The sequence below is a fragment of the Flavobacterium sp. SLB02 genome (assembly GCF_009664855.1).
Taxonomy (GTDB): Bacteria; Bacteroidota; Bacteroidia; order Flavobacteriales; family Flavobacteriaceae; genus Flavobacterium.
The window spans coordinates 1,095,695-1,115,582 of record NZ_CP045928.1 but is presented as its reverse complement, the minus strand read 5'-3'; the positions used below and the strand labels follow the sequence as shown (position 1 = coordinate 1,115,582).

Here is a 19,888-nt window from a genome sequence, read left to right as displayed (position 1 = left end):
CATTTAACAATGAACTTTTTTTTACCATTAAGATAGTAAGAAAATGAAGTTCAAAGCTTATATCTTAATGGTAAAAAACAAAAAAGCTCACTGTTCAAGTGAGCTTTTTGTTATATAGTTAGCTTTTAATTAAAGCGAAACTCCTCTTTTCCAGGGAATAAATACATCTTGTTTCAACTGGTCTGCTTTTGTTTCCACCTTTCCGCTCGCCAATTCTATAATGTAATCTACTATTTCTGCTCCAACCTCGGTAATGGTTTTCTCACCCGTAATCACCGTTCCGGCATTTACATCGATAATATCAGACATTCTATTAATTAATGCCGTGTTCGAAGAAATTTTTACAACCGGTGCAATGGGATTTCCCATCGGATTTCCTAAACCTGTGGTAAATAAGACAACTGTTGCGCCCGATCCAACCAATCCTGTGGTACATTCTGCGTCATTTCCTGGCGTATTTAAAAGATTTAATCCTGGTTTTGAAATATATTCTCCGTAATCTAAAACATCTACAACAGGTGAAGTTCCACCTTTTTTAGCTGCGCCAGCAGATTTCATTGCATCTGTAATTAATCCGTCTTTGATGTTTCCCGGAGATGGATTCATATCAAAGCCTGAACCTGCATCTACAACTGATTTTTCAAAAGCTTTCATTAAAGATAAAAACTTATCTGCTTTTTCTTCATCCACACATCGGTTCATCAATTCTTGCTCAACGCCACATAATTCTGGAAACTCTGCCAAAATTGTTTTCCCTCCCAAAGCTGCAAAAATATCTGAAACAATTCCTAATGCCGGATTAGCAGAAATTCCTGAAAATCCGTCAGACCCTCCACACTCAAGACCAATACTTAGCTTTGAAAGAGGAGCAGGTTTGCGTTGAATTTTGTTGGCTCTTTTAATGGCTTCATAAGAATCTTTAATCACCATTTGAAACATTTGATCAGTAGTTCCAATTTGTTGTTGCTCATAGATCAAAATTTCTTTATCACTATTGGGACTCATTTCTTTCAATGCCTTTTTAAAAATATCAACTTGCAAATTTTGGCAACCTAAACTTAAAACAGTTGCACCTGCAACATTTGGGTTATTCACATATCCTGCAAGCAGTTTTGCCAACAATTCTGAATCTTGTCGAATCCCTCCACAACCACCTTGATGATTGATAAATTTTACCTCGACATTATCTAAAAGATTTTCATTCAAATTTTTATCCGAAACTTCTTCTACGCTTTTTTCTTCAATTAAAGAGCGTAACAAATTTTTATAAGAAACTTCTTTTTTGGGCATTAATTCGTTTTCGAAAATATCTTTGAGTTTTTCGATATTTTTGTTTTCACAAAAAACCAATGGAAAAAACAACCAAACGTTTTTGGTTCCAACTTGTCCATCAGTACGGTGGTACCCGTTGAAAGTTTTGTCTTTCCAACGATCTACATTTGGGGGAGTCCAACCTAAATTTCCGTTTTTACCAAATACTTTTTCACTTTGATGTTTTACATTTTCGGTGGTAATTACTTCTCCTTTTTTTATAGGTTTAGCAGCCTTTCCAACCAAAACACCATACATTATAATATCACTACCAATTGTAAAATCTTTCTCTGCGATTTTATGTTTTGCTTTAACATCAGTTGTTGGTGAGACACTAGTTCCTTCAAAGATAATTTGTTCGTTTTGCACCAAATCGGTTAAAGCGACAATTAGGTTATCTACTGGGTTGACTTTTATTAATTTTTTTTGCATGATCGTTTTTTTTAAAGTAGCTAATTCTCTAAGGTGCTGAGTCGCTAAGATGCGTCCCGAAACCTTAGAATTCTAGAAACTATTCCAATTAATAGTGTTTGCTGAAATTAGCAAAACCTTTTTCTATTCCGTTTTCTTCAATTTCATTTAAGGCCAGTATTAAAGCTTCAGATAAACCTTTTACCTGAGTTAAATCTTCACCCCAGAATTCAGTATTAGTCAATATTTTAGCTACAACTAAATCTGTAGCTTTTAATTGCCACGCGTTTTTAAATGCTTCAACTATCTCCGGAGAATCTTTTACAGGTAATACCTCGTCATTCCAGGTTCCTTTGTAGAACTGAATTAAACTTGCTAATGAAAAAGTTAAGTTAACAGGCAATTTTTTATTAGCATTGTAATATCCTAATAAACTAGGCAAAACCCTTACCTTGAATTTTGAAATAGAATTTAATGCAATATCGGCCAGGGCATGTTTGATAAATGGATTTTTAAATCGGTCCATTACCTCTTCCGAGTAAGCTGTAATTTCATTTTTGTCCATATCAAGGGTTTCACTAATTTCACCAATAACGCTCTTTACGAATTTTCCGGTAAAATCTCCGTTAACGGTTTCCATTACTAATTTATTACCATATAAAAGTGAAAAAGGAACCATTGCCGTGTGTGCACCGTTTAGAATACGAACTTTAATCATTTTAAAAGGACGTATATCGTCCACGATTTTTACATTCAAATCTATTTTATCAAAAGGTAATTTTGCTTTTAAAGCATCGCCACCTTCAATAGCCCAAAGAAAGAAAGGTTCTGCAGCAACAATTAAATTGTCCTGATACTCTAATTTATTATTGTATTCTTCAATTTCAGCTCTTGGATATCCCGGAACAATTCTGTCAACCAAAGTACTGTGATACGTACAAGAATCTGATACCCAGGTTTTAAATTCATCCTCTAATTTCCATAAATCAACATATTGTAAAATATATTTTTTAAGCGTCTCTGAGTTATAATCAATCAATTCACAAGGAATTATGGTTACTGCTTTAGAAGTATCTCCATTGAAATGTTTAAATCTTTCATATAATAACACGGTCAACTTTGCAGGAAATGAAACTGGCGGCTGCATATCGGCAGTATCACTTTCGATGAATTCAATTCCGGCTTCAGTAGTATTTGAAACAATAAACTGAAGCTCTTCTTCTTTGGCTAAAGCCAAATAATCTGCAAATTCAGTATACGGATTTATAGCCTTTACAATATTGGTGATCAACTCAATATCCTGTATTTTTTCGCCTTTTTTAATACCATTCATAAACAAAGTATAAAGACCATCCTGATCGTTAATCAGGTGTACCATACCGTCTTTCAAAGGCTGCACCATTGCAATACCGGCATTAAAATCAACTTCTTTATTTAGTTTGTGAAATGCGTAATCAACAAAAGCTCTCAGGAAATTTCCTTCTCCAAACTGAACTACTTTTATTGGCTGTAATTTTTCTAATCCTGTATTTTTTCTGTTTAACTGTTTCATTTTAAATCTTCAAAGTGTTATAAATAACCACATTAAAACCTTATTTATTTTTAGATCTTCCATTGTAAAAGAAACATTACACTTGTGTGAGGAAAGTAAATTTTGCTGTGAGGAATGACAAAACTTATTTTTCAAGTGTAATGCTCAATTACAATTTCTAAAATCTAAAAAAAACGTGCAAATAAGGATCGGTATGATTACTCCTTATTTATTTTTAATATTTTTAATGATATCCAGAACCTGGCTTACTTTTGTTTTTAAGCCATCATAATCCTTTTTATCTAATATATCTTTCGAAATTAATTGCGATCCGATACCTACACAAGTTGCGCCGGCATCAAACCACGAGGTCAGACTTTCTACGGTTGGTAAAACACCTCCTGTTGGCATTATACTGGTCCACGGACATGGCCCTTTTATTGCTTTTATAAATTCTGGTCCGTAAATATCTCCAGGGAATAATTTTACGATTTCACATCCTAATTCTTCTGCTTTTGCAATTTCAGTAAGCGTTCCGCAACCAGGTGACCAGAGTACTTTACGCCTGTTACAAGCTATGGCTATATCTTCTCTAAAAACCGGGGTTACAATAAAATTAGCTCCTAAACTCATATACAATGAAGCTGCAGCGGCATCAGTTATAGAACCTACACCTAGCATCATTCCAGGCAGTTCAGCCAAAGCATATTTGTTTAAAGCTCCAAAAACTTCATGAGCAAAATCTCCTCTGCTTGTAAACTCCATTAATCGCGCACCACCATCATAACATGCCTTTAATACTTTCTTGCTTACTTCTATATCTGAATGAAAAAAAAGCGGAACCATTGCGTTCTCTTTCATTTGTAAAGCCACTTCAATTCTTGAATATTTTGCCATCTTTTCTTAATTATCTTGATACTAATGCAGAACCATCTCCATCTATCATATTTTCAACTTCTTTTAAAGTAACCAGATTATAATCCCCTGCAATGGTATGTTTCAAGCAACAAGCCGCTACTGCAAAATCTAAAGCTCTCTGGTTATTATTTTGATATTGCTGCAACCCATAGATCAGTCCACCCATAAAAGCATCTCCACTACCTACTCTATCTACAACGGGTGTAACTTCTTTTACAGTTGCCTGATAAATTGCTTTTCCGTCAAATAAAATACCGCCAATTCTCTGGTGTGAAGCACTTACAGAATAACGCAATGTAGTGGCTACAGTTTTTAAATTCGGAATTACATCAAACAATTTACTATACAAAACAGGAAGTGATTTCTCATCCTGATAATTCGGGTTTACTTTAGGAATTCCTAACATGAAATACGCCGTATCTATATCTCCTAAAATAACATTACTATACTTTAGCATTTCGGGCATAACATCACTTGGAGTTTTGCCATATTGCCATAATTTTGATCGGTAGTTCAAATCACACGAAATAGTAATTCCCTTTTTATGCGCTACTTTAATAGCTTCTAAACAAGCCTCGGCAGCACTTTCTGATATTGCCGGGGTAATTCCACTCCAGTGAAACCATGTTGCACCTTCCAGGACTTTCTCCCAATTAATGGTACCTTTCTGAATAGTTGCCATCGAACTATGCGCACGATCATAAACAACATTACTGCCACGTGTTCCCGCTCCGGTTTCAAGAAAATAAATTCCTAAACGTTCTCCTCCATAAACTATGTTTTTAGACTCTACGTTCATTTTTCGCATTTCTTTTAATGCCGAGGTGCCAATTTCATTCTCAGGTAATCTTGTTACAAATTCTGCCTTTAGGCCATAATTCACCAAAGACACACAAACATTAAATTCGCCTCCTCCGTAAGAAGCGCCAAATGCTGTAGATTGTGAAAAACGTAAATGTCTCTCTGTGGATAGACGCAACATAATTTCTCCGAATGCAACTACTTTACTCATATTAATATTGTTTTGCCACAGATTAAAAGGATTAAAGATTTTTAAAAACTTTGCGGACCTTTGCTAAATCTTTTCAGGCTTTGCGGTTAGTATTTAATTAGAACTTGAAATATTCTTTTGCGTTGTTATATGAAATATCTGAAACCAATTTCCCTACCCATTCCATATCCTCTGGCAATTCGCCGCGTTTGATTTCATCTCCTAAAAGATTACATAAAATACGTCTGAAATATTCGTGTCTTGGGAAAGACAAGAAACTCCTTGAATCAGTGAGCATTCCCACAAAACAACTAATTAATCCCATGTTTGAAAGGGCATTTAATTGCTTGGTCATTCCGTCTTTTTGATCTAAAAACCACCATCCTGATCCCAACTGTACTTTTCCGCGAACACTTCCATCATTGAAGTTTCCAATCATGGTTGCCATCACTTCGTTATCAGCAGGATTTAAGTTGTAAATAATTGTCTTAGTCAATTTATCTTTACTATCCAGTGCGTTTAAAAAACTGGATAATTTTTGCGCCTGAGGATAATCTCCTATAGAATCCCATCCTGTATCAGGTCCTAAAATTCTGTGCATACGCGCATTATTATTGCGCAATGCCCCTAAGTGAAACTGCTGTACCCATCCCAACTCATGATAGGTTTCAGACAAGAACAATAAAACAGCGCTTTGGAATTTTAAAGCTTCTTGGGGCGTTATAATTCTGTTTTCTCTTTTCTTTTGGAAAATGGCATTTATTTCAGATTCGGTAAATTCTTCAAAATAAATCTGATCCAAACCGTGATCACTTAATTTGCAGCCATTTGCATTAAAAAACTCAATTCTTTTTCTTAGTGCAGCCTGTAGATCAGCAAAAGTATTAATTGCAATTCCGGACACATCCCCTAATGTGTCCAGATATGCATTATAACCATCATTAGAAATTAAAATGGCTTTATCGGGTCTGAAAGCCGTACTCATTTTAGTTCCGATAGGATTGTTTGTCAGTTTCTGGTGAAACTCCAAACTATCAATTGGATCTTCTGTGGTACAAACCAATTCAGCATTTACTTTTTTAAGAAGGTTTTGAGTGCTGTAGGCCTGAGAATTAATTTTCTCTGAAGTTTCGATATATATTTTTTCTGCTGATTTTTCATTCAGTAGATCATAAATATCAAAATAACGGGCTAATTCTAAATGTGTCCAGTGATATAAAGGATTACGCATAGTGTAGGGAACCGTTTTTGCCCAGTTTAAGAACTTATCTTTATCTGAACCATTTCCTGTAACAAATTGCTCGTTGATCCCCAATGTACGCATCGCACGCCATTTGTAATGATCTCCGTTAATCCAAACTTGTGTTATATTGTCGAAAACCTTATCCTGTGCAATAAACTGCGGATTCAAATGATTGTGGTAATCAATTATGGGTTGATTTTTTGAATAATTGTGGTACAACTCTTCAGCAAATTTATTTTCAAGTAAAAAGTTATCGTTTATAAATGTCTTATTTGCGCTCATGTCTTTTAAAATATAATTGAGAATTATGCTTCGTTTGATGGCTTGCCAATAGTGGCCAGGATGCCGCCATCTACGTATAGAATGTGACCGTTAACAAAGTCACTGGCTTTAGAAGATAAAAATATTGCAGCTCCGGCTAAATCACCCGGATCTCCCCATTTTGCTGCCGGAGTACGGCTAATGATAAAATCGTTAAAAGGATGACCATCAACTCTGATAGGTTTTGTTTGTTCAGTAGCAAAATAACCCGGTCCGATTCCGTTGATCTGAACATTGTATTTTGCCCATTCTGTTGCCATATTTTTAGTCAGCATTTTTAGTCCGCCTTTTGCAGCGGCGTACGCCCCAACAGTATTACGGCCCAGCTCGCTCATCATTGAGCAAATGTTGATTATTTTTCCTTGTCTTCTCTCAATCATTGCTTTAGCAACATGCTTAGAAACAATAAAGGGACTTACAAGGTCTATATCAATTACTTCTTTAAAATCAGCTACTTCCATTTCAATTAGCGGAATTCTTTTAATGATTCCCGCATTGTTAATCAAAATAGCAATAGGTCCTACTTCACTTTCAATATTTTTTATAGCGGCAATAACTTCTTTCTCATCAGTGACATCAAATTTATACCCCACTGCATTTATTCCTTCATTTTTAAGTGATGCCACGGCCTGATCAATTTTTTGTTGAGAAGAGTTTCCGTTTACCACTATTGTCGCGCCAGCCTGACCTAATCCTTTTGCCATTGCCAGTCCCAGTCCGTGTGTACTTCCTGTAATCAGGGCAATTTTTCCTTTTATATCAAATAAACTTGTCATAGTTTTTATCTTAAATCTGTGATTTTACAAACATCCATATCTGCGTAATCTAAATTCTCTCCTGCCATTCCCCAGATAAAAGTATAATTACTGGTTCCTGATCCTGAGTGAATTGACCATGGTGGAGAAATTACCGCCTGATGATTGTTCATCCAGATATGTCTTGTCTCCTGTGGTTGTCCCATGAAATGGCAAACTGCCTGATTCTCGGGAATATCCAAATAGAAATACACTTCCATTCTACGATCGTGTACGTGAGCCGGCATGGTATTCCAAACACTTCCCGGTCGTAACTCGGTCATTCCCATTTGCAGCTGGCAAGTCGTTACCACACTACCAATGATCATTTGGTTAACTGTACGGTGATTGGCCGTTTCCATTGTACCCAACTCTAATTTATTTGCTTCTGCCAGACTTACTTTTACCGTTGGGTAAGTAGTATGAGCCGGCGCAGAGTTAATGTAATATTTAGCAGGATTATTGCTGTTGTCACTCTTAAAAATTACTTCTTTATTACCGCTTCCGATATACAAAGCATCTTTAAATCCTAATGCGTATGTTTTTCCTTCCACTACAATAGAACCACTTCCTCCAACATTAATAATCCCGATTTCTCTTCTTTCTAAAAAATAAGAAGCTTTTAGCGGATCGATACTCTCCAATACTAAATCGCCTTTTACCGGAACTGCAGAACCGGCAATATATCTATCGTAATGAGAATAGGTTAAAACAATCTCATCGGCTTGCATTAGGTCATCAATTAAGAATTCATTTCTTAATTCCTGAGTATCATACTTTTTTACAGCTTCCGGGCTTGAGGCGTATCTTGAACTATATTTTGTCATAATTTTTAATTTAATGTAATCGATTGCACAAAATTAGATTTTTATCTTTAAAAAACACATTTTCAACTATTAAAATTTTCCAAATATTACATACCGGTAATCGGACTGTATTTAGGAACTAAGGTTTTCATTACGATCCAACCCGCTAAGTAACATACCGCACAGATAGAGAAAATGATAAAATAACCCGCTTCAATACCATGAAAGCCCATAAAAGACATATTGGTTTCTTTGGCATGATCAAACAATAATCCTGAACCTTTATTGATTATGGTAGAACCAACACCTCCTGCAAGTCCACCTATTCCTGTAATGGTTGCTATTGCCTTTTTAGGAAACATATCTCCTACAGTTGTAAAAATATTTGCCGACCAGGATTGGTGAGCCGCCCCTGCAATACCAATGATAATTACCGGAATCCAGTAACTTATATATCCCAAGGGTTGTGCAATTAAAGCCAGTAAAGGGAAAAATGCAAAAATTAGCATCGCTCTCATTCTCCCCTCGTATGGGTTCATCCCTTTTTTCTCTACAAAGTAAGTTGGCAACCAGCCTCCTATTATAGAGAGCAATGTAATTAAATATAAAACAAACAATGGTAAGGCAGCCTGGGTGGAATCCATTCCGTAAACCGAGCTTAAATAAGCAGGTGTCCAGAATAAAAAGAACCACCACACACCATCTGTCATGAATTTACCAAAAGCAAACGCCCAGGTTTGTTTGTATTTAAAGCATTCTACAAAAGATACTTTAGTGGTAGTTTCCGGAACATAACCCACTAACTTACTATCGGCAATATCATCTTGTTGAATGTATTCTAATTCAGCAGCAGATACTTTTGGATGTCTCTCTGGTTTATCATACATAAAAACCCAAAATCCCATCCAGACAAAACCCAGTGCCCCAATGATAATAAAAGCCATTTCCCAACCGAATGATTTGGCTATAAAAGGAATCGATATTGGAGCTGCCAAAGCACCTACTGTAGCCCCGGCATTAAAAATACTAGTAGAAAATGCCCTGTCTTTTTTAGGAAAATATTCAGCCGTAGTTTTAATAGCCGCCGGGAAGTTTCCTGCCTCACCCACGGCCAGTACAAAACGTGCAAATATGAACAATGTAACACTTACATTAATCACTAGTCCTGTGTCCTGTACCAGATCTATAGCATCTTTTGCACCTTGAAAACCTACAAACCAGTTTCCGGTTATAATTCCCGCTGTTGCAATACCGCAAAAAGCATGCAGACAAGCTCCAAAAGACCATATTCCTATAGCCCAAAGAAATCCTTTTTTAGTATCGAGCCAATCCACAAATCGTCCTGCAAATAATAAAGAAACGGCATAAAAAATAGAGAATAATGCTGTAATATTTCCGTAATCGTTGTTTGTCCAGTGAAATTCCGGCGCGATAAAATCACTCCATGTCAGGGAGAGTACTTGCCTGTCTAAATAATTGATCGTTGTAGCAAAAAACAATAAGGCACATATACTCCAACGGTATGTTCCTGTAGATTTTTTGGATTGATTTGTAATGCTTGCGTCTTGTGGTTGGTTCATAGTAAAGTTGTATTATAAAATTGATGTTCTCTTTGCACTATTAATTTCCTTATTAACTCTTCAAAAAAGACAATAAAAATCAATCTGACAAATCCAACAAATTAAAATAATGTAATCGATTGCACAAATATAGTTTTTAATCTTTATATTCCAAATATATTATATAAAAAATTATTATAATCAAATAAATAAACATATAGAACAAAAAAGTCTATTCAAAATTACACATTAAACAATATAATTGTTAAATGAAGACATATGAAATTTGTCCTTATTAGGGGGTAAAATTGTACCAGATTCAACACCCTGAAATCCTATACCGCTCCTATACCCAATCTCAAAATAAAAACTGCTTTTTAACGTTCTTCCCAGTACAGAAATAGGCGAAAATTTCTATTTTTGACTATTTGCTAGAAAGCCTACTATTTCACTAATTCATTATAGAATTGAAAAAATCACAAAAAATGTTCCTAAAAAAAGCCTTTATAATTCTTGTTGTTTTCACAGCAATCAACCACCAGCTTAATGCTCAAAATAAAATTGTTGCGCTATGGAATAAAATACCGTACGAAATTAAAGCCATAGATTATAAGGAAAACCAAAGCATCAAGGAGGGAAAAGTACAAAGTACCAGCCAGGTCAGCGTTCCTACATTAAGCATATTTCTGCCGACAGCAAGTAAACCCAATCAGGCCGCAGTTATCATATTTCCAGGCGGAGGATATCAGCACTTGGCAATTGATAAGGAAGGAACTAAAGTAGCCGAGTGGTTCAATAGTCTGGGAATCGCTGCTTTTGTAGTAAAGTACCGACTACCAAATGATAAGATCATGAAAAACAAAAACATCGGCCCTTTGCAAGATGCTCAGCAAGCGGTGCGCTATGTGAGAGAGAATGCAGCAAAATACAATATTGATGCAAACAAAATTGGAATTTTAGGCTTTTCTGCCGGAGGACATCTGGCTTCCACCCTAGCCACACATTACGAGGAAAAGACCTATGAGACCACTTCTAAAGTAAGTGCACGTCCTGATTTTTCTCTTTTAATTTATCCTGTTATATCCATGCAAAATGATATTACACACAAGGGATCACAAGTGAGTTTACTAGGCAATAATCCTTCACAGGAATTGCTTGATTCTTTTTCTAACGAAAAAAGGGTAACGGCGCAAACCCCGCCAACTTTTTTGGTACATGCCTCAGACGACACGGCTGTTTTACCTGAAAATAGTATCAATTTTTACTTAGCCCTTAAAAATAATGGCGTTGCGGCTGAATTGCATATGTATGAAAAAGGCGGACATGGTTTTGGCCTGGGGGTAAAAGACACCAGCAAGTTCTGGACACGAGATTGCCAAGAATGGCTTAAAAATCAGGGATTAACCCAATAAAATCAATGGGGGGGGTGTAATTATTTTGACCATATAGAAATCTTTACCAAAATATGGTACTTTTATTCTGTTTTTGCGAATTAGGTACAATGAATCAAATTAAAAAAAAAGGCAAAACTCATAAAGTTTTACCTTTTTAACCAACATCAAAAACTATAAAAAACTGATTATCACTGCGTTAAACTGACAATTCTTTCTCTAAGACTGCTTTAGATTTAGCAATAGGAATTGCCTTTGTAGCAACTTTTGCAGATGCAGCTGGTTTTTTGCCAAATTTCTGTTTTCCCCACCAAATTAAAAATCCCGTAATAGGCAAACTGGCTGAAATTAGACTGGCAAAAAATGCAATAATTTTCCCTGTAAGTCCCAGTACACTTCCCACATGAATATCATAATTCATTCTGCGTATTTTGTCTGGTATATTGGCATCGATATATTTTCCTGAAAAAGTCGACTTTATTGAAATCTCTTTCAAAGTCTGCTGATCAAAATTATACCTGTCCATATTGTAGTAGGTGTTTTTTTGTTTGTAAACAAAAGCTCCAATAGGATCTGCTGGTTTGGCAGGAATAGAAATTAATATTCCCGCTGCCTGTGGATTTTCTTTGTTCATCTTCAACAAAACTTTATCAGCCGTAGTAAGATTAAAAGTCTTAACATTTGTGGTGTCTGATTTTGCAGATTCACGGCTTTCTACTAGTGGTTTTCCTGCCGATGTAAGCCAGTATAGGGATTTACTCCACCAGTCAAAACTCCATACTAATCCACTTACAGCAATAAAAAATAAAAAAACACAGCTGTAAAACCCAAGCACATTATGCAAATCATAATTGACGCGTTTGAAACTGGCATCTGTTTTTATTTTAAAACTTTTATTAATAATGGACTTAATCCATTTAGTGGGCCACCAAAGCACTATACCTGAAATGAGTAAAATCACAAAAATGATAACCGCCACACCCACAATTGGCCTTCCTATATTATAAGGTAGCCATAAAGCACGGTGACCATTTAATATCCATCTGAAAAAATCGGGCGATTCGCCTCTTGAAAAAGATTTCACATTTAATATTTCTCCAGAGTACGGATTCATATAAATGCTGGTAAAAACGCCCTTTCTTCTTTTTCTGGGCTTTTCTTCTTTTTGATCTTTTTGCTTGCCTTTTCCTTGCGGTTTTAGATCAGATTTTCCTTTTTCACTCCCATTTTTAGCTGTGTCATTTTTAAGATTTCCTTTTTTCTCTCCTCTTTTATTTTCTCCTTTTTCGTCTTTACTTTCTTTTTTCTCGATAAAGTACCCCACAATAGCAGCATCCTCTTTTGATCCAAAAGTAACACTTGTGGCATGATTGCCTTTCATGGTTTTATCTGCAATTGTAACTAATTGCGAGGGTAATAAAAAAGCTTTTTCCTGAGGGGCTACAAAACGCCAGTCTTCGATAAAATCTTTAATTTCGTTTTCAAAAACATAAATACAGCCCGTTATACTAACAATAACCACAATAATACCCGAAGCCAATCCGAGCCATAGATGCAACCAGGCCATAATACGCTTGAAAAGCGATTTTTTACTTTTTTTCTTATTAGTATTTGATTTTGAAAAAGAAAACATAATTAGTAGCGTATAAAAAGATAAATAAAAAAACCGCAAGCCCCGAAAGGCCTACGGTCCAAAAGAAACCAATTTTTAATATTTTAATTTTGCAATTGCAGTAATCTGACCACCTTCAACTTTTATTCCCTTAGTAGCAACAGCAGTTGTGCCGTTGATGGTATAAATCCAGTTTCCTTCAGGAGTATTAATACCAACAATAGCAGATGAACCGTCCTCACTAACAAGATTATATCTTTCTACTGTTGTAAAACTAATTATTTGAGGCGCATTAGTTACCCATGTAAAAGTTTGATTGTAAAGATCCGCAATGGCCAGTTTTGCAGCGCCTTTATTAGTTCCTGGCGTACCATACATTTGTAGTAATACTTTTCCTTTAGAAATATAGCTGGATGAGGCAATTTTATATCCTCCTGACTTTTCCTGTACATTAAAGAAATAGGTTTTATCAAATTCTGTAGTTCCTTTTTTAATTTTTACCACAGCAGATGGTTTGGTAGAAGTTACAACAGAATTGCTTGTAGCAACTGCTCCTGAGAAACCGTAAGCATCTCCGTTTTCGTCCTGATACAATCCGTTAGTGAAATAACCTCCTAAATAACTGGTACGGTTATCTTTGATCACTTTTTCTAATTTAAGCTCCGGATATGTATATACCGCAACCCATGTACTGTCCGGGTTTTTAGTTCCAAAATTATCAACTCCGTCACCTTTAATACTCATATAAGGCATGTACACTTTCTCGCCCACCTGAGTTGCCCAGGTAAAAAAGGCTCTTTCACCGTTTCCGGCTAATTTTTTCGTATCTTGTTGCGCCTCACCTGTAATAAGTGATTTTTCTGCATCAATTTTATACATTTGAGCAATAGATGCCGCGCCGCTTCTTGGAACTTTAATTGTTAAAATATCCTTGTTTACAGCTGCAAAAACGTGTACTGTTTCTGCCTGAAAATTAGATTTCTTAATTAGCTTTCCTTCTGCATTCAGGTTGTAAGTTGTCACGGCGCCAGGATTTCCTTGTCCGTATAATAAACTAAAAAAGTTGTTTTGCGCTGTAATGTAATAACGGTAAGATCCGTCTTGTTCGATACCATTACCCGTTGTAGTAATAGACCCTTTAGAAATATCATCAGCCGTTAACAAATAATCTGCAATTCCTGCTGCTCCGGTAGTGGCAGTAATTATATATTTTGTTTTTCCGGTGTCTACTCCACCGCCTGTTTCATTTCCGGGTTTATCAGAATCACTACTACAAGAGAACGTTGTAAAAGCTACTAAGGCTGAGAACAAAATTAATTTGCTACTTTTTTTCATGTTATTATGGTTTGAATTATTAAATTATTTACGTGATTTATCAAGAAAATATCTGAATTTGAGGTAAAAGCCACGACTTGGTTTTTGCAATGAAAAGTTATCGTAGAGCTTATTGTCTAATACATTTTTACATTCAAAAGCTATATTGTATTTTCCATCGGCAAGTGTGTAAACAATATTGATATCGTGATTAAACTGTGTTGGAATATCCAGTTTACTAGATTGGATACCACGGCTTGGCCATGACAAATAATAGTCATAGACATAGAGAAGATTGTATCCTAGAGATAAATTATTTCCTTTTTTTATAAAATCATTAAAAAATATTGTCGCATCAAAATTCCCAAAGAGATATGGGATGTTGGGAACCCTGTCTTTGTAAAAAAGCGATACATATTGCTGACCTGGTTCATATTTAGTCATATTACGAAGATTTTGATAAGTCATATTTACCCCCGCAGTAAATCGGTTTTTGTATGAATACCTGATCTCTGTATCTACGCCGTAATTAGTCACTCGTCCCTGATTGACGTTGGTTTGCATGGTTTGATTTATATTGAGCTCAGAGCGTATAAAATCTCTAGCATCGCGATACAAAAAGTTCAGATCAAATGTCATGGCATTTACTTTTCTAAAGCTAGTCTGGTAGCTCACTCCAGCATTAAAATTATTACTGGTCTCGGGTTTAAGATCAAGATTTCCTGCAATATTTTCATTTACGTTTCCAAAGATTTCCTGTGGCGTTGGTAAACGGTAACTTTTTTCAAAAGATCCTTTTACCTGTAAACTCTCTCTGATATAGTAACTTGTTGCCCCACCATATCCTACTACAGATGTATGGTCTACATATTGCTGGTAGGCAATATCTCCGGTATTTCCCGATGGATTATAACTTCTGGAATAAGTCGTTTTTAGGGAATAATCTTTTAAAAATACAGAGGTACTCCACTTCTGGTTATAATCAAATTTATACCCTAATCCTATTACATTTTTTTGTGATTTTTTAGGTTGTTTATACACTAAAGATTCAGGAACTAACTCATCACTTTCTTTACGATCAAAAGTATTGAAGGTATTATTAAGCATAAATGAATGTCTCTCGCTTAAACTATAAGTGGCATTTGCTGTAGCAATTCCGTTATTGTTTTTGAATTTGCGTAACGTACGGCTGCGTTCTCCGCCTAAACCCTCAAACTTTCTGCTCTCGCCAAACCAGTTATATCTAATATATACGGTATCTATATTTTTTTCTTCTCCAAAATTAAAATTCCCTGTAAGATTAAAATTCAAGCCTTTTGTAAAAAGATCTTTAACCTGATATTTTACAGTGGGCATCAAAATATTTCCTTTCGAATAAACAGATCCAAAGACACTTTCCATTCTTGCTCCGGTTTGAATGTCTGCTTTATTTTGACCTGCTGTAAGACCAAATAGCAATTTATCGGCATATTTTTTTCCAGTAATTCCAATGTTTACAACCACCGTTTCGTTATGGTAGTTATCATGAAATCTTCTTACACGCTGATTTGGATAATATTGACCTGAGAATAAATTGGCCGCATCAACATTGACCCAATAATTATTATCAGAATAATTTTGAAAAGCATTTATCTCTGTGGTAAAACCGCTTTTAGAAGTATAACCCGCATTTACAGCAGAGCGATGGGTATTAAAAGATCCAAAAGAATACGACGCATCAATATAAGTTCTTGGTTTGCTGTTTGTCACAATATTCACCGCACCTCCTAAAGCATCACCACCCAGCCAAATTGGTACAACACCTTTGTAAACTTCGACACGATCGGCAAGATTTACAGGAATGTTATTGAGCTGAAAAGAAGATCCAAAATTATCCATGGGAACTCCATCAATAAAAACCTTGATTTGATTTCCCGAGAAACCATTTATCGAAAGTTCTGATCTTGAACCCACTCCACCAGCCTCACGAACACGAACACCGGAAACCCTGTCTAAAGCATGAGACAAATCAAGGGTAGTATTGTGAAGCTTTTTAGCATCAAGAGCCGTTACATTATAAGCTTGTTTATTTACTTTCTCGGTTGCCGTACGTCCTAAAACTGTAACGCTTTGCAATTCGTTTAATTCATTTTCTAAGCGAACCTTAAAACTAACATCCCCGGATGAAACTTCTATATTTTTTTTATAGTTCGAAAAACCAATTGCAGAGATTTTTAAAGTGTATTTTCCCGGCTTTACATTTTTAAAAACAAAACTCCCGTTTTCATCCGAGATCATGCTAAAGTTGGTTTTTTCGATACTAATTGTGGCATAAGGAATTGTTTGTCCGGAATTTTCTCTTACCTCTCCACTGATGAAGAAACCTTGATTTTGCTGGGAATGCGATAAGACCGAAAAGAAAAAAAATATACTAAAAAATAAAAATTTGTGAGTTGTCATATCTTTAATTAGACTAATTATAAATAACTTTGGCGCAAAAGTACCATCTACAACTCGAAAAAAGATAGGGAAAAACGGATTATTATTTTGTAAAAACGGATTATATTTTGAAGATCAAATCGAAAATTTTAGCGCACGAAAAGTCACTTATTCAAATTGAAATTGGTGACACTCATTATCCAAAAAATTATTTAACACAGGAGAATGTCAATATAAAAAATGGTGATTCAGAACAAATTAAAAGCCATCACTTAATCACCCAGGGAATGGTTTTGCTCGATACACAAATGCTTTTTTCAACGCCTCAAACTATCATTTTTGAAATTGATCAAGAATCTGTAGTGATGAATTTTATTTGCTGCAATAATGTCGAGACCCATATTGATGAATTAGAAACCGAAAAATATTCAAAAAAAAATACTCATAATATATTTTACGCTACAAACTATAAAGCAACTATTAAAATACCTGCCTTTGAACAAATTAATTATTTCTCTATCATCTTGTCAAAAGACTTTTATTACAGTATTATCAATGAAGATTGGGAACTTCATGAGAAATTTTCAAAAAATATCCTGCTTAAAAAATCGAGTTATCTTACTTCAAAGTATATTGCCTTTACCCCGGCAATTCAGTGGGTGATTCACGAAATAAAAAACTGCAAGCGTCAGGGTGCTCTAAAAAAAATGTATATCGAAACTAAAATCAAAGAACTCCTTATACATCAGCTCGAAACAATCATTACCATACCTGTACAAAAAGATCAAATTGACAAAGACGATTACCATAAATTACTAGAAGCCAAAGAAATACTAGACAACGATTATGTTAACGCGCCAACATTAGCAGAACTCTCAAGGTTGATTTCGCTAAATGAATTTAAGCTAAAAAAAGGATTTAAAGCTTGTTTTGGAACTACTGTAAAAAGTTATATTATTAAACTCAGAATGGAACATGCCAAAGAATTATTCCAAAATAAAGCCTCGACAGTTAGTGATGTAGCGTATAAATGTGGGTATAAAGATGTGTCTCATTTTTCGGCAGCTTTTAAAAATTTCTATGGTTTTTCACCTCAAAAGTTTAAAATCAATTGGGACTATATTCATTTTTGGATTACGGGAGTTTTATTATTAAGCTAATAAAAAAAGGGTTTTCAGACTTTGATTAACAAAATCTAAAAACCCTATAAAAATTTAGACTTTCCCGTATGTCTTGCAAACTTATACAAAGATATCCACTATGAAATGGTGTCAAATTTTCATTCTAAAAAAAAATGTTTCTCCAAAAACAGTAACATAGAGAATTGACAAATGCTGTTTAAAAAGGCAAAAACAACGCCTATATCAATTTCTATAACACAAATCTACAAGCTACTTTAGAGAAAACATTACGGGTTTCCACATTTGGAGAATCTTTTTTTTCTCTTATTTATATTCATTCAATATTAATTTATTGTTTTACTTGACATTACGCCTCTTTTTTCAAACAATTATAACTTAAACTTTTTTTGTTAAAATTATTATTTCTTAAAAAAGCGATATAGAAATCCTACTCCTTACACTCCAAAATTAGCTTTCAAAAACTCAAAATTAATTTCTTGTCCTAGATTAAGCCACTACCTTTTAGCTTAGTGATACATTTGTCAAATAAATGAATCGTTCTTTTTAAGCCTGAATCTAAAGCCTGAGAAACATACTTCGAGTAAAGATTAATTTCTTGTCCTAGATTAAGCCCTGCTTTTTGAGTTAACCAATACATTTGTCAAATAAATTATTAGTTCTTAAAAAGCTGTAGTCTTAATCCTGAAATGATCAAATTATAGAAAATTATATTTCTTGTCCTAGATTAAGCCAAACAATTTAATTAGCCTATACATTTGTAAAACAAATTACAAGTTCTATCAAAACTGAAAAATTAAAGCCTAAAAAAACTTAGAAACTTAGTAGCTCAGTGTCTTAGAAACTAAAAAAAAAAAAAACGATTATGAAAACTCTTGAATTCTTATTACTTGGAAAAAACGAAGCGATCCTGGCCATTTTACTTCGACTTGTAAATGCAGATGAGAACTGGAATGCAGTTGCTTTTGATCACGAGAATGAAGCTCAGGAATACTTTCAAAATCACAAAATCGACATTGTTCTGTTGAGTTCCGGAATCGAAGATCATGTCGAGAAAAAGTTCACTTCTTTTTGCTTGGAACAACAACCCCAAGTCGAAGTAATTGAACATTTTGGAGGAGGAAGCGGTTTATTAAAATCAGAAATCCTTCACCGATTACATCTAAAAGGAAAAATTTAGGTACCAGAATTTTCCTTTTTAAAACTCATTAAAAAGCTTTAAAACATTTCATTGACGACTATCCAATAACAAATTGACGATATATCGTTAGGAACTTTATTGCCTTTTTTGAAAAAACTTTTAAAATCAAAACATTACAAACAAAGCATTTAACACGAGTGCAAAACACTGAAAATCAAATATAAAATAATTTCAAAAAACCTTTTTATTCACAACAAAAATAAATTATCATGAAAAAATTAATCTTAACCGCAGCATTATTATTTGTAACTTTTATAGGATTCGCTCAAAAACCAAGTCCGGCGCAATTAGATCCTTTCAACCACACACTAGTACTTATTGATTACGAAAGCCAAATGGCATTTGCAGTAAATAACATTCCAATTGATCAACTTCGTAACAACACCGCTTTAGTTGCCGGAGCTTCAAAAATATTCAAAGTTCCTACCATTGTAACAACCGTTGCCGAAAAATCATTTAGCGGACCGGTTTTTCGTGAAATAGAAGAATTTTATCCAAAAGCTACTTCAAACTACATCGATCGTACCTCAATGAATACCTGGGAAGATATTCCTGCTCATAAAGCTATAGTTGCAAAAGGTAAAAAGAAACTGGTTTTTGCAGGTTTGTGGACAAGTGTTTGTATTGTTGGGCCAGCATTATCAGCAATCAACGAAGGTTATGATGTTTATGTAATTACAGATGCAAGTGGTGATGTTTCTAAAGAAGCACACGAAATGGCCGTAACCCGTATGGTTCAGGCTGGTGCTCATCCCGTAACTTCATTACAATACTTATTAGAATTACAACGCGACTGGGCTCGTCAGGAAACTTATGTACCAGTAACTGATTTAGTTAAAAAATATGGTGGTGCTTATGGTGTTGGTGTTCAGTACGCTCACGAAATGTTGAAACACTAATTTATAAATTCTTCATCAATGGTTCTTTT

At 34.9% G+C, this 19,888-nt stretch carries 15 protein-coding genes; 4 read left to right on the top strand and 11 right to left on the bottom strand.

Annotated features, from left to right (window positions below):
* Nucleotides 1-129: 129 nt before the first annotated feature.
* The 8 genes from GIY83_RS04540 to GIY83_RS04505 all read right to left on the bottom strand — a co-directional run bounded on the left by GIY83_RS04540 (nucleotide 130) and on the right by GIY83_RS04505 (nucleotide 9,906).
* Nucleotides 130-1,743, bottom strand: a complete 1,614-nt coding sequence (locus GIY83_RS04540) for a UxaA family hydrolase (RefSeq protein WP_208685106.1) — start codon at nucleotides 1,741-1,743, stop codon at nucleotides 130-132.
* 88 nt (nucleotides 1,744-1,831) lie between these two features.
* A complete protein-coding gene (locus GIY83_RS04535) occupies nucleotides 1,832-3,274 on the bottom strand; it encodes a tagaturonate reductase (protein WP_208685104.1) in 1,443 nt (480 codons plus the stop codon).
* A gap of 204 nt (nucleotides 3,275-3,478) precedes the next feature.
* The gene (locus tag GIY83_RS04530) at nucleotides 3,479-4,150 is read right to left on the bottom strand and encodes a bifunctional 4-hydroxy-2-oxoglutarate aldolase/2-dehydro-3-deoxy-phosphogluconate aldolase (protein WP_208685102.1); all 672 of its coding nucleotides are present in this window, start codon (nucleotides 4,148-4,150) and stop codon (nucleotides 3,479-3,481) included.
* A 10-nt stretch (nucleotides 4,151-4,160) separates the two neighbouring features.
* Nucleotides 4,161-5,183, bottom strand: coding sequence for a sugar kinase (locus GIY83_RS04525; RefSeq protein WP_208685100.1), 1,023 nt, complete (start codon nucleotides 5,181-5,183; stop codon nucleotides 4,161-4,163).
* A 97-nt stretch (nucleotides 5,184-5,280) separates the two neighbouring features.
* Nucleotides 5,281-6,687, bottom strand: a complete 1,407-nt coding sequence (uxaC, locus tag GIY83_RS04520) for a glucuronate isomerase (protein WP_208685098.1) — start codon at nucleotides 6,685-6,687, stop codon at nucleotides 5,281-5,283.
* Nucleotides 6,688-6,710: 23 nt separating this feature from the next.
* Nucleotides 6,711-7,502, bottom strand: a complete 792-nt coding sequence (locus GIY83_RS04515; protein ID WP_208685096.1) for a gluconate 5-dehydrogenase — start codon at nucleotides 7,500-7,502, stop codon at nucleotides 6,711-6,713.
* A gap of 5 nt (nucleotides 7,503-7,507) precedes the next feature.
* Nucleotides 7,508-8,347: a 5-dehydro-4-deoxy-D-glucuronate isomerase gene (kduI, locus tag GIY83_RS04510; protein ID WP_208685094.1), complete on the bottom strand. Its 840-nt coding sequence runs from the start codon at nucleotides 8,345-8,347 to the stop codon at nucleotides 7,508-7,510.
* Between the two features lie 86 nt (nucleotides 8,348-8,433).
* On the bottom strand, nucleotides 8,434-9,906 hold the full coding sequence (locus GIY83_RS04505) for an MFS transporter (protein ID WP_208685092.1): 1,473 nt from the start codon (nucleotides 9,904-9,906) through the stop codon (nucleotides 8,434-8,436).
* A 464-nt stretch (nucleotides 9,907-10,370) separates the two neighbouring features.
* Between GIY83_RS04505 and GIY83_RS04500 the strand changes: the two genes are divergently transcribed.
* Nucleotides 10,371-11,297 (top strand): alpha/beta hydrolase, encoded by a 927-nt coding sequence (locus GIY83_RS04500; RefSeq protein ID WP_208685090.1) that lies wholly within the window; start codon nucleotides 10,371-10,373, stop codon nucleotides 11,295-11,297.
* Between the two features lie 178 nt (nucleotides 11,298-11,475).
* Here the strand turns inward: GIY83_RS04500 and GIY83_RS04495 are convergent, their stop codons facing one another.
* The 3 genes from GIY83_RS04495 to GIY83_RS04485 all read right to left on the bottom strand — a co-directional run bounded on the left by GIY83_RS04495 (nucleotide 11,476) and on the right by GIY83_RS04485 (nucleotide 16,641).
* Nucleotides 11,476-12,909, bottom strand: a complete 1,434-nt coding sequence (locus GIY83_RS04495) for a PepSY domain-containing protein (protein WP_208685088.1) — start codon at nucleotides 12,907-12,909, stop codon at nucleotides 11,476-11,478.
* 75 nt (nucleotides 12,910-12,984) lie between these two features.
* Nucleotides 12,985-14,223, bottom strand: a complete 1,239-nt coding sequence (locus GIY83_RS04490) for a DUF4374 domain-containing protein (protein ID WP_208685086.1) — start codon at nucleotides 14,221-14,223, stop codon at nucleotides 12,985-12,987.
* A gap of 24 nt (nucleotides 14,224-14,247) precedes the next feature.
* Entirely contained in the window at nucleotides 14,248-16,641 is a 2,394-nt protein-coding gene (locus GIY83_RS04485; protein ID WP_208685084.1) for a TonB-dependent receptor, read from the bottom strand.
* Between the two features lie 107 nt (nucleotides 16,642-16,748).
* On the opposite strand from GIY83_RS04485, the gene GIY83_RS04480 reads away from it, so the two are divergent.
* From GIY83_RS04480 to GIY83_RS04470, 3 genes are all read left to right on the top strand, one after another.
* On the top strand, nucleotides 16,749-17,780 hold the full coding sequence (locus GIY83_RS04480) for an AraC family transcriptional regulator (RefSeq protein WP_208685082.1): 1,032 nt from the start codon (nucleotides 16,749-16,751) through the stop codon (nucleotides 17,778-17,780).
* 844 nt (nucleotides 17,781-18,624) lie between these two features.
* Nucleotides 18,625-18,939, top strand: coding sequence for a hypothetical protein (locus GIY83_RS04475; protein WP_194620309.1), 315 nt, complete (start codon nucleotides 18,625-18,627; stop codon nucleotides 18,937-18,939).
* A gap of 230 nt (nucleotides 18,940-19,169) precedes the next feature.
* On the top strand, nucleotides 19,170-19,859 hold the full coding sequence (locus GIY83_RS04470; RefSeq protein ID WP_065449042.1) for a hydrolase: 690 nt from the start codon (nucleotides 19,170-19,172) through the stop codon (nucleotides 19,857-19,859).
* Nucleotides 19,860-19,888: the final 29 nt, after the last annotated feature.

What these genes read in the sequence shown, in the direction of transcription:
- GIY83_RS04540 (WP_208685106.1), bottom strand. Translation starts at nt 1,743, where the DNA reads ATGCAAAAAAAATTAATAAAAGTCAACCCAGTAGATAACCTAATTGTC.
- GIY83_RS04535 (WP_208685104.1), bottom strand. Translation starts at nt 3,274, where the DNA reads ATGAAACAGTTAAACAGAAAAAATACAGGATTAGAAAAATTACAGCCA.
- GIY83_RS04530 (WP_208685102.1), bottom strand. Translation starts at nt 4,150, where the DNA reads ATGGCAAAATATTCAAGAATTGAAGTGGCTTTACAAATGAAAGAGAAC.
- GIY83_RS04525 (WP_208685100.1), bottom strand. Translation starts at nt 5,183, where the DNA reads ATGAGTAAAGTAGTTGCATTCGGAGAAATTATGTTGCGTCTATCCACA.
- uxaC (WP_208685098.1), bottom strand. Translation starts at nt 6,687, where the DNA reads ATGAGCGCAAATAAGACATTTATAAACGATAACTTTTTACTTGAAAAT.
- GIY83_RS04515 (WP_208685096.1), bottom strand. Translation starts at nt 7,502, where the DNA reads ATGACAAGTTTATTTGATATAAAAGGAAAAATTGCCCTGATTACAGGA.
- kduI (WP_208685094.1), bottom strand. Translation starts at nt 8,347, where the DNA reads ATGACAAAATATAGTTCAAGATACGCCTCAAGCCCGGAAGCTGTAAAA.
- GIY83_RS04505 (WP_208685092.1), bottom strand. Translation starts at nt 9,906, where the DNA reads ATGAACCAACCACAAGACGCAAGCATTACAAATCAATCCAAAAAATCT.
- GIY83_RS04500 (WP_208685090.1), top strand. Translation starts at nt 10,371, where the DNA reads ATGTTCCTAAAAAAAGCCTTTATAATTCTTGTTGTTTTCACAGCAATC.
- GIY83_RS04495 (WP_208685088.1), bottom strand. Translation starts at nt 12,909, where the DNA reads ATGTTTTCTTTTTCAAAATCAAATACTAATAAGAAAAAAAGTAAAAAA.
- GIY83_RS04490 (WP_208685086.1), bottom strand. Translation starts at nt 14,223, where the DNA reads ATGAAAAAAAGTAGCAAATTAATTTTGTTCTCAGCCTTAGTAGCTTTT.
- GIY83_RS04485 (WP_208685084.1), bottom strand. Translation starts at nt 16,641, where the DNA reads ATGACAACTCACAAATTTTTATTTTTTAGTATATTTTTTTTCTTTTCG.
- GIY83_RS04475 (WP_194620309.1), top strand. Translation starts at nt 18,625, where the DNA reads ATGAAAACTCTTGAATTCTTATTACTTGGAAAAAACGAAGCGATCCTG.
- GIY83_RS04470 (WP_065449042.1), top strand. Translation starts at nt 19,170, where the DNA reads ATGAAAAAATTAATCTTAACCGCAGCATTATTATTTGTAACTTTTATA.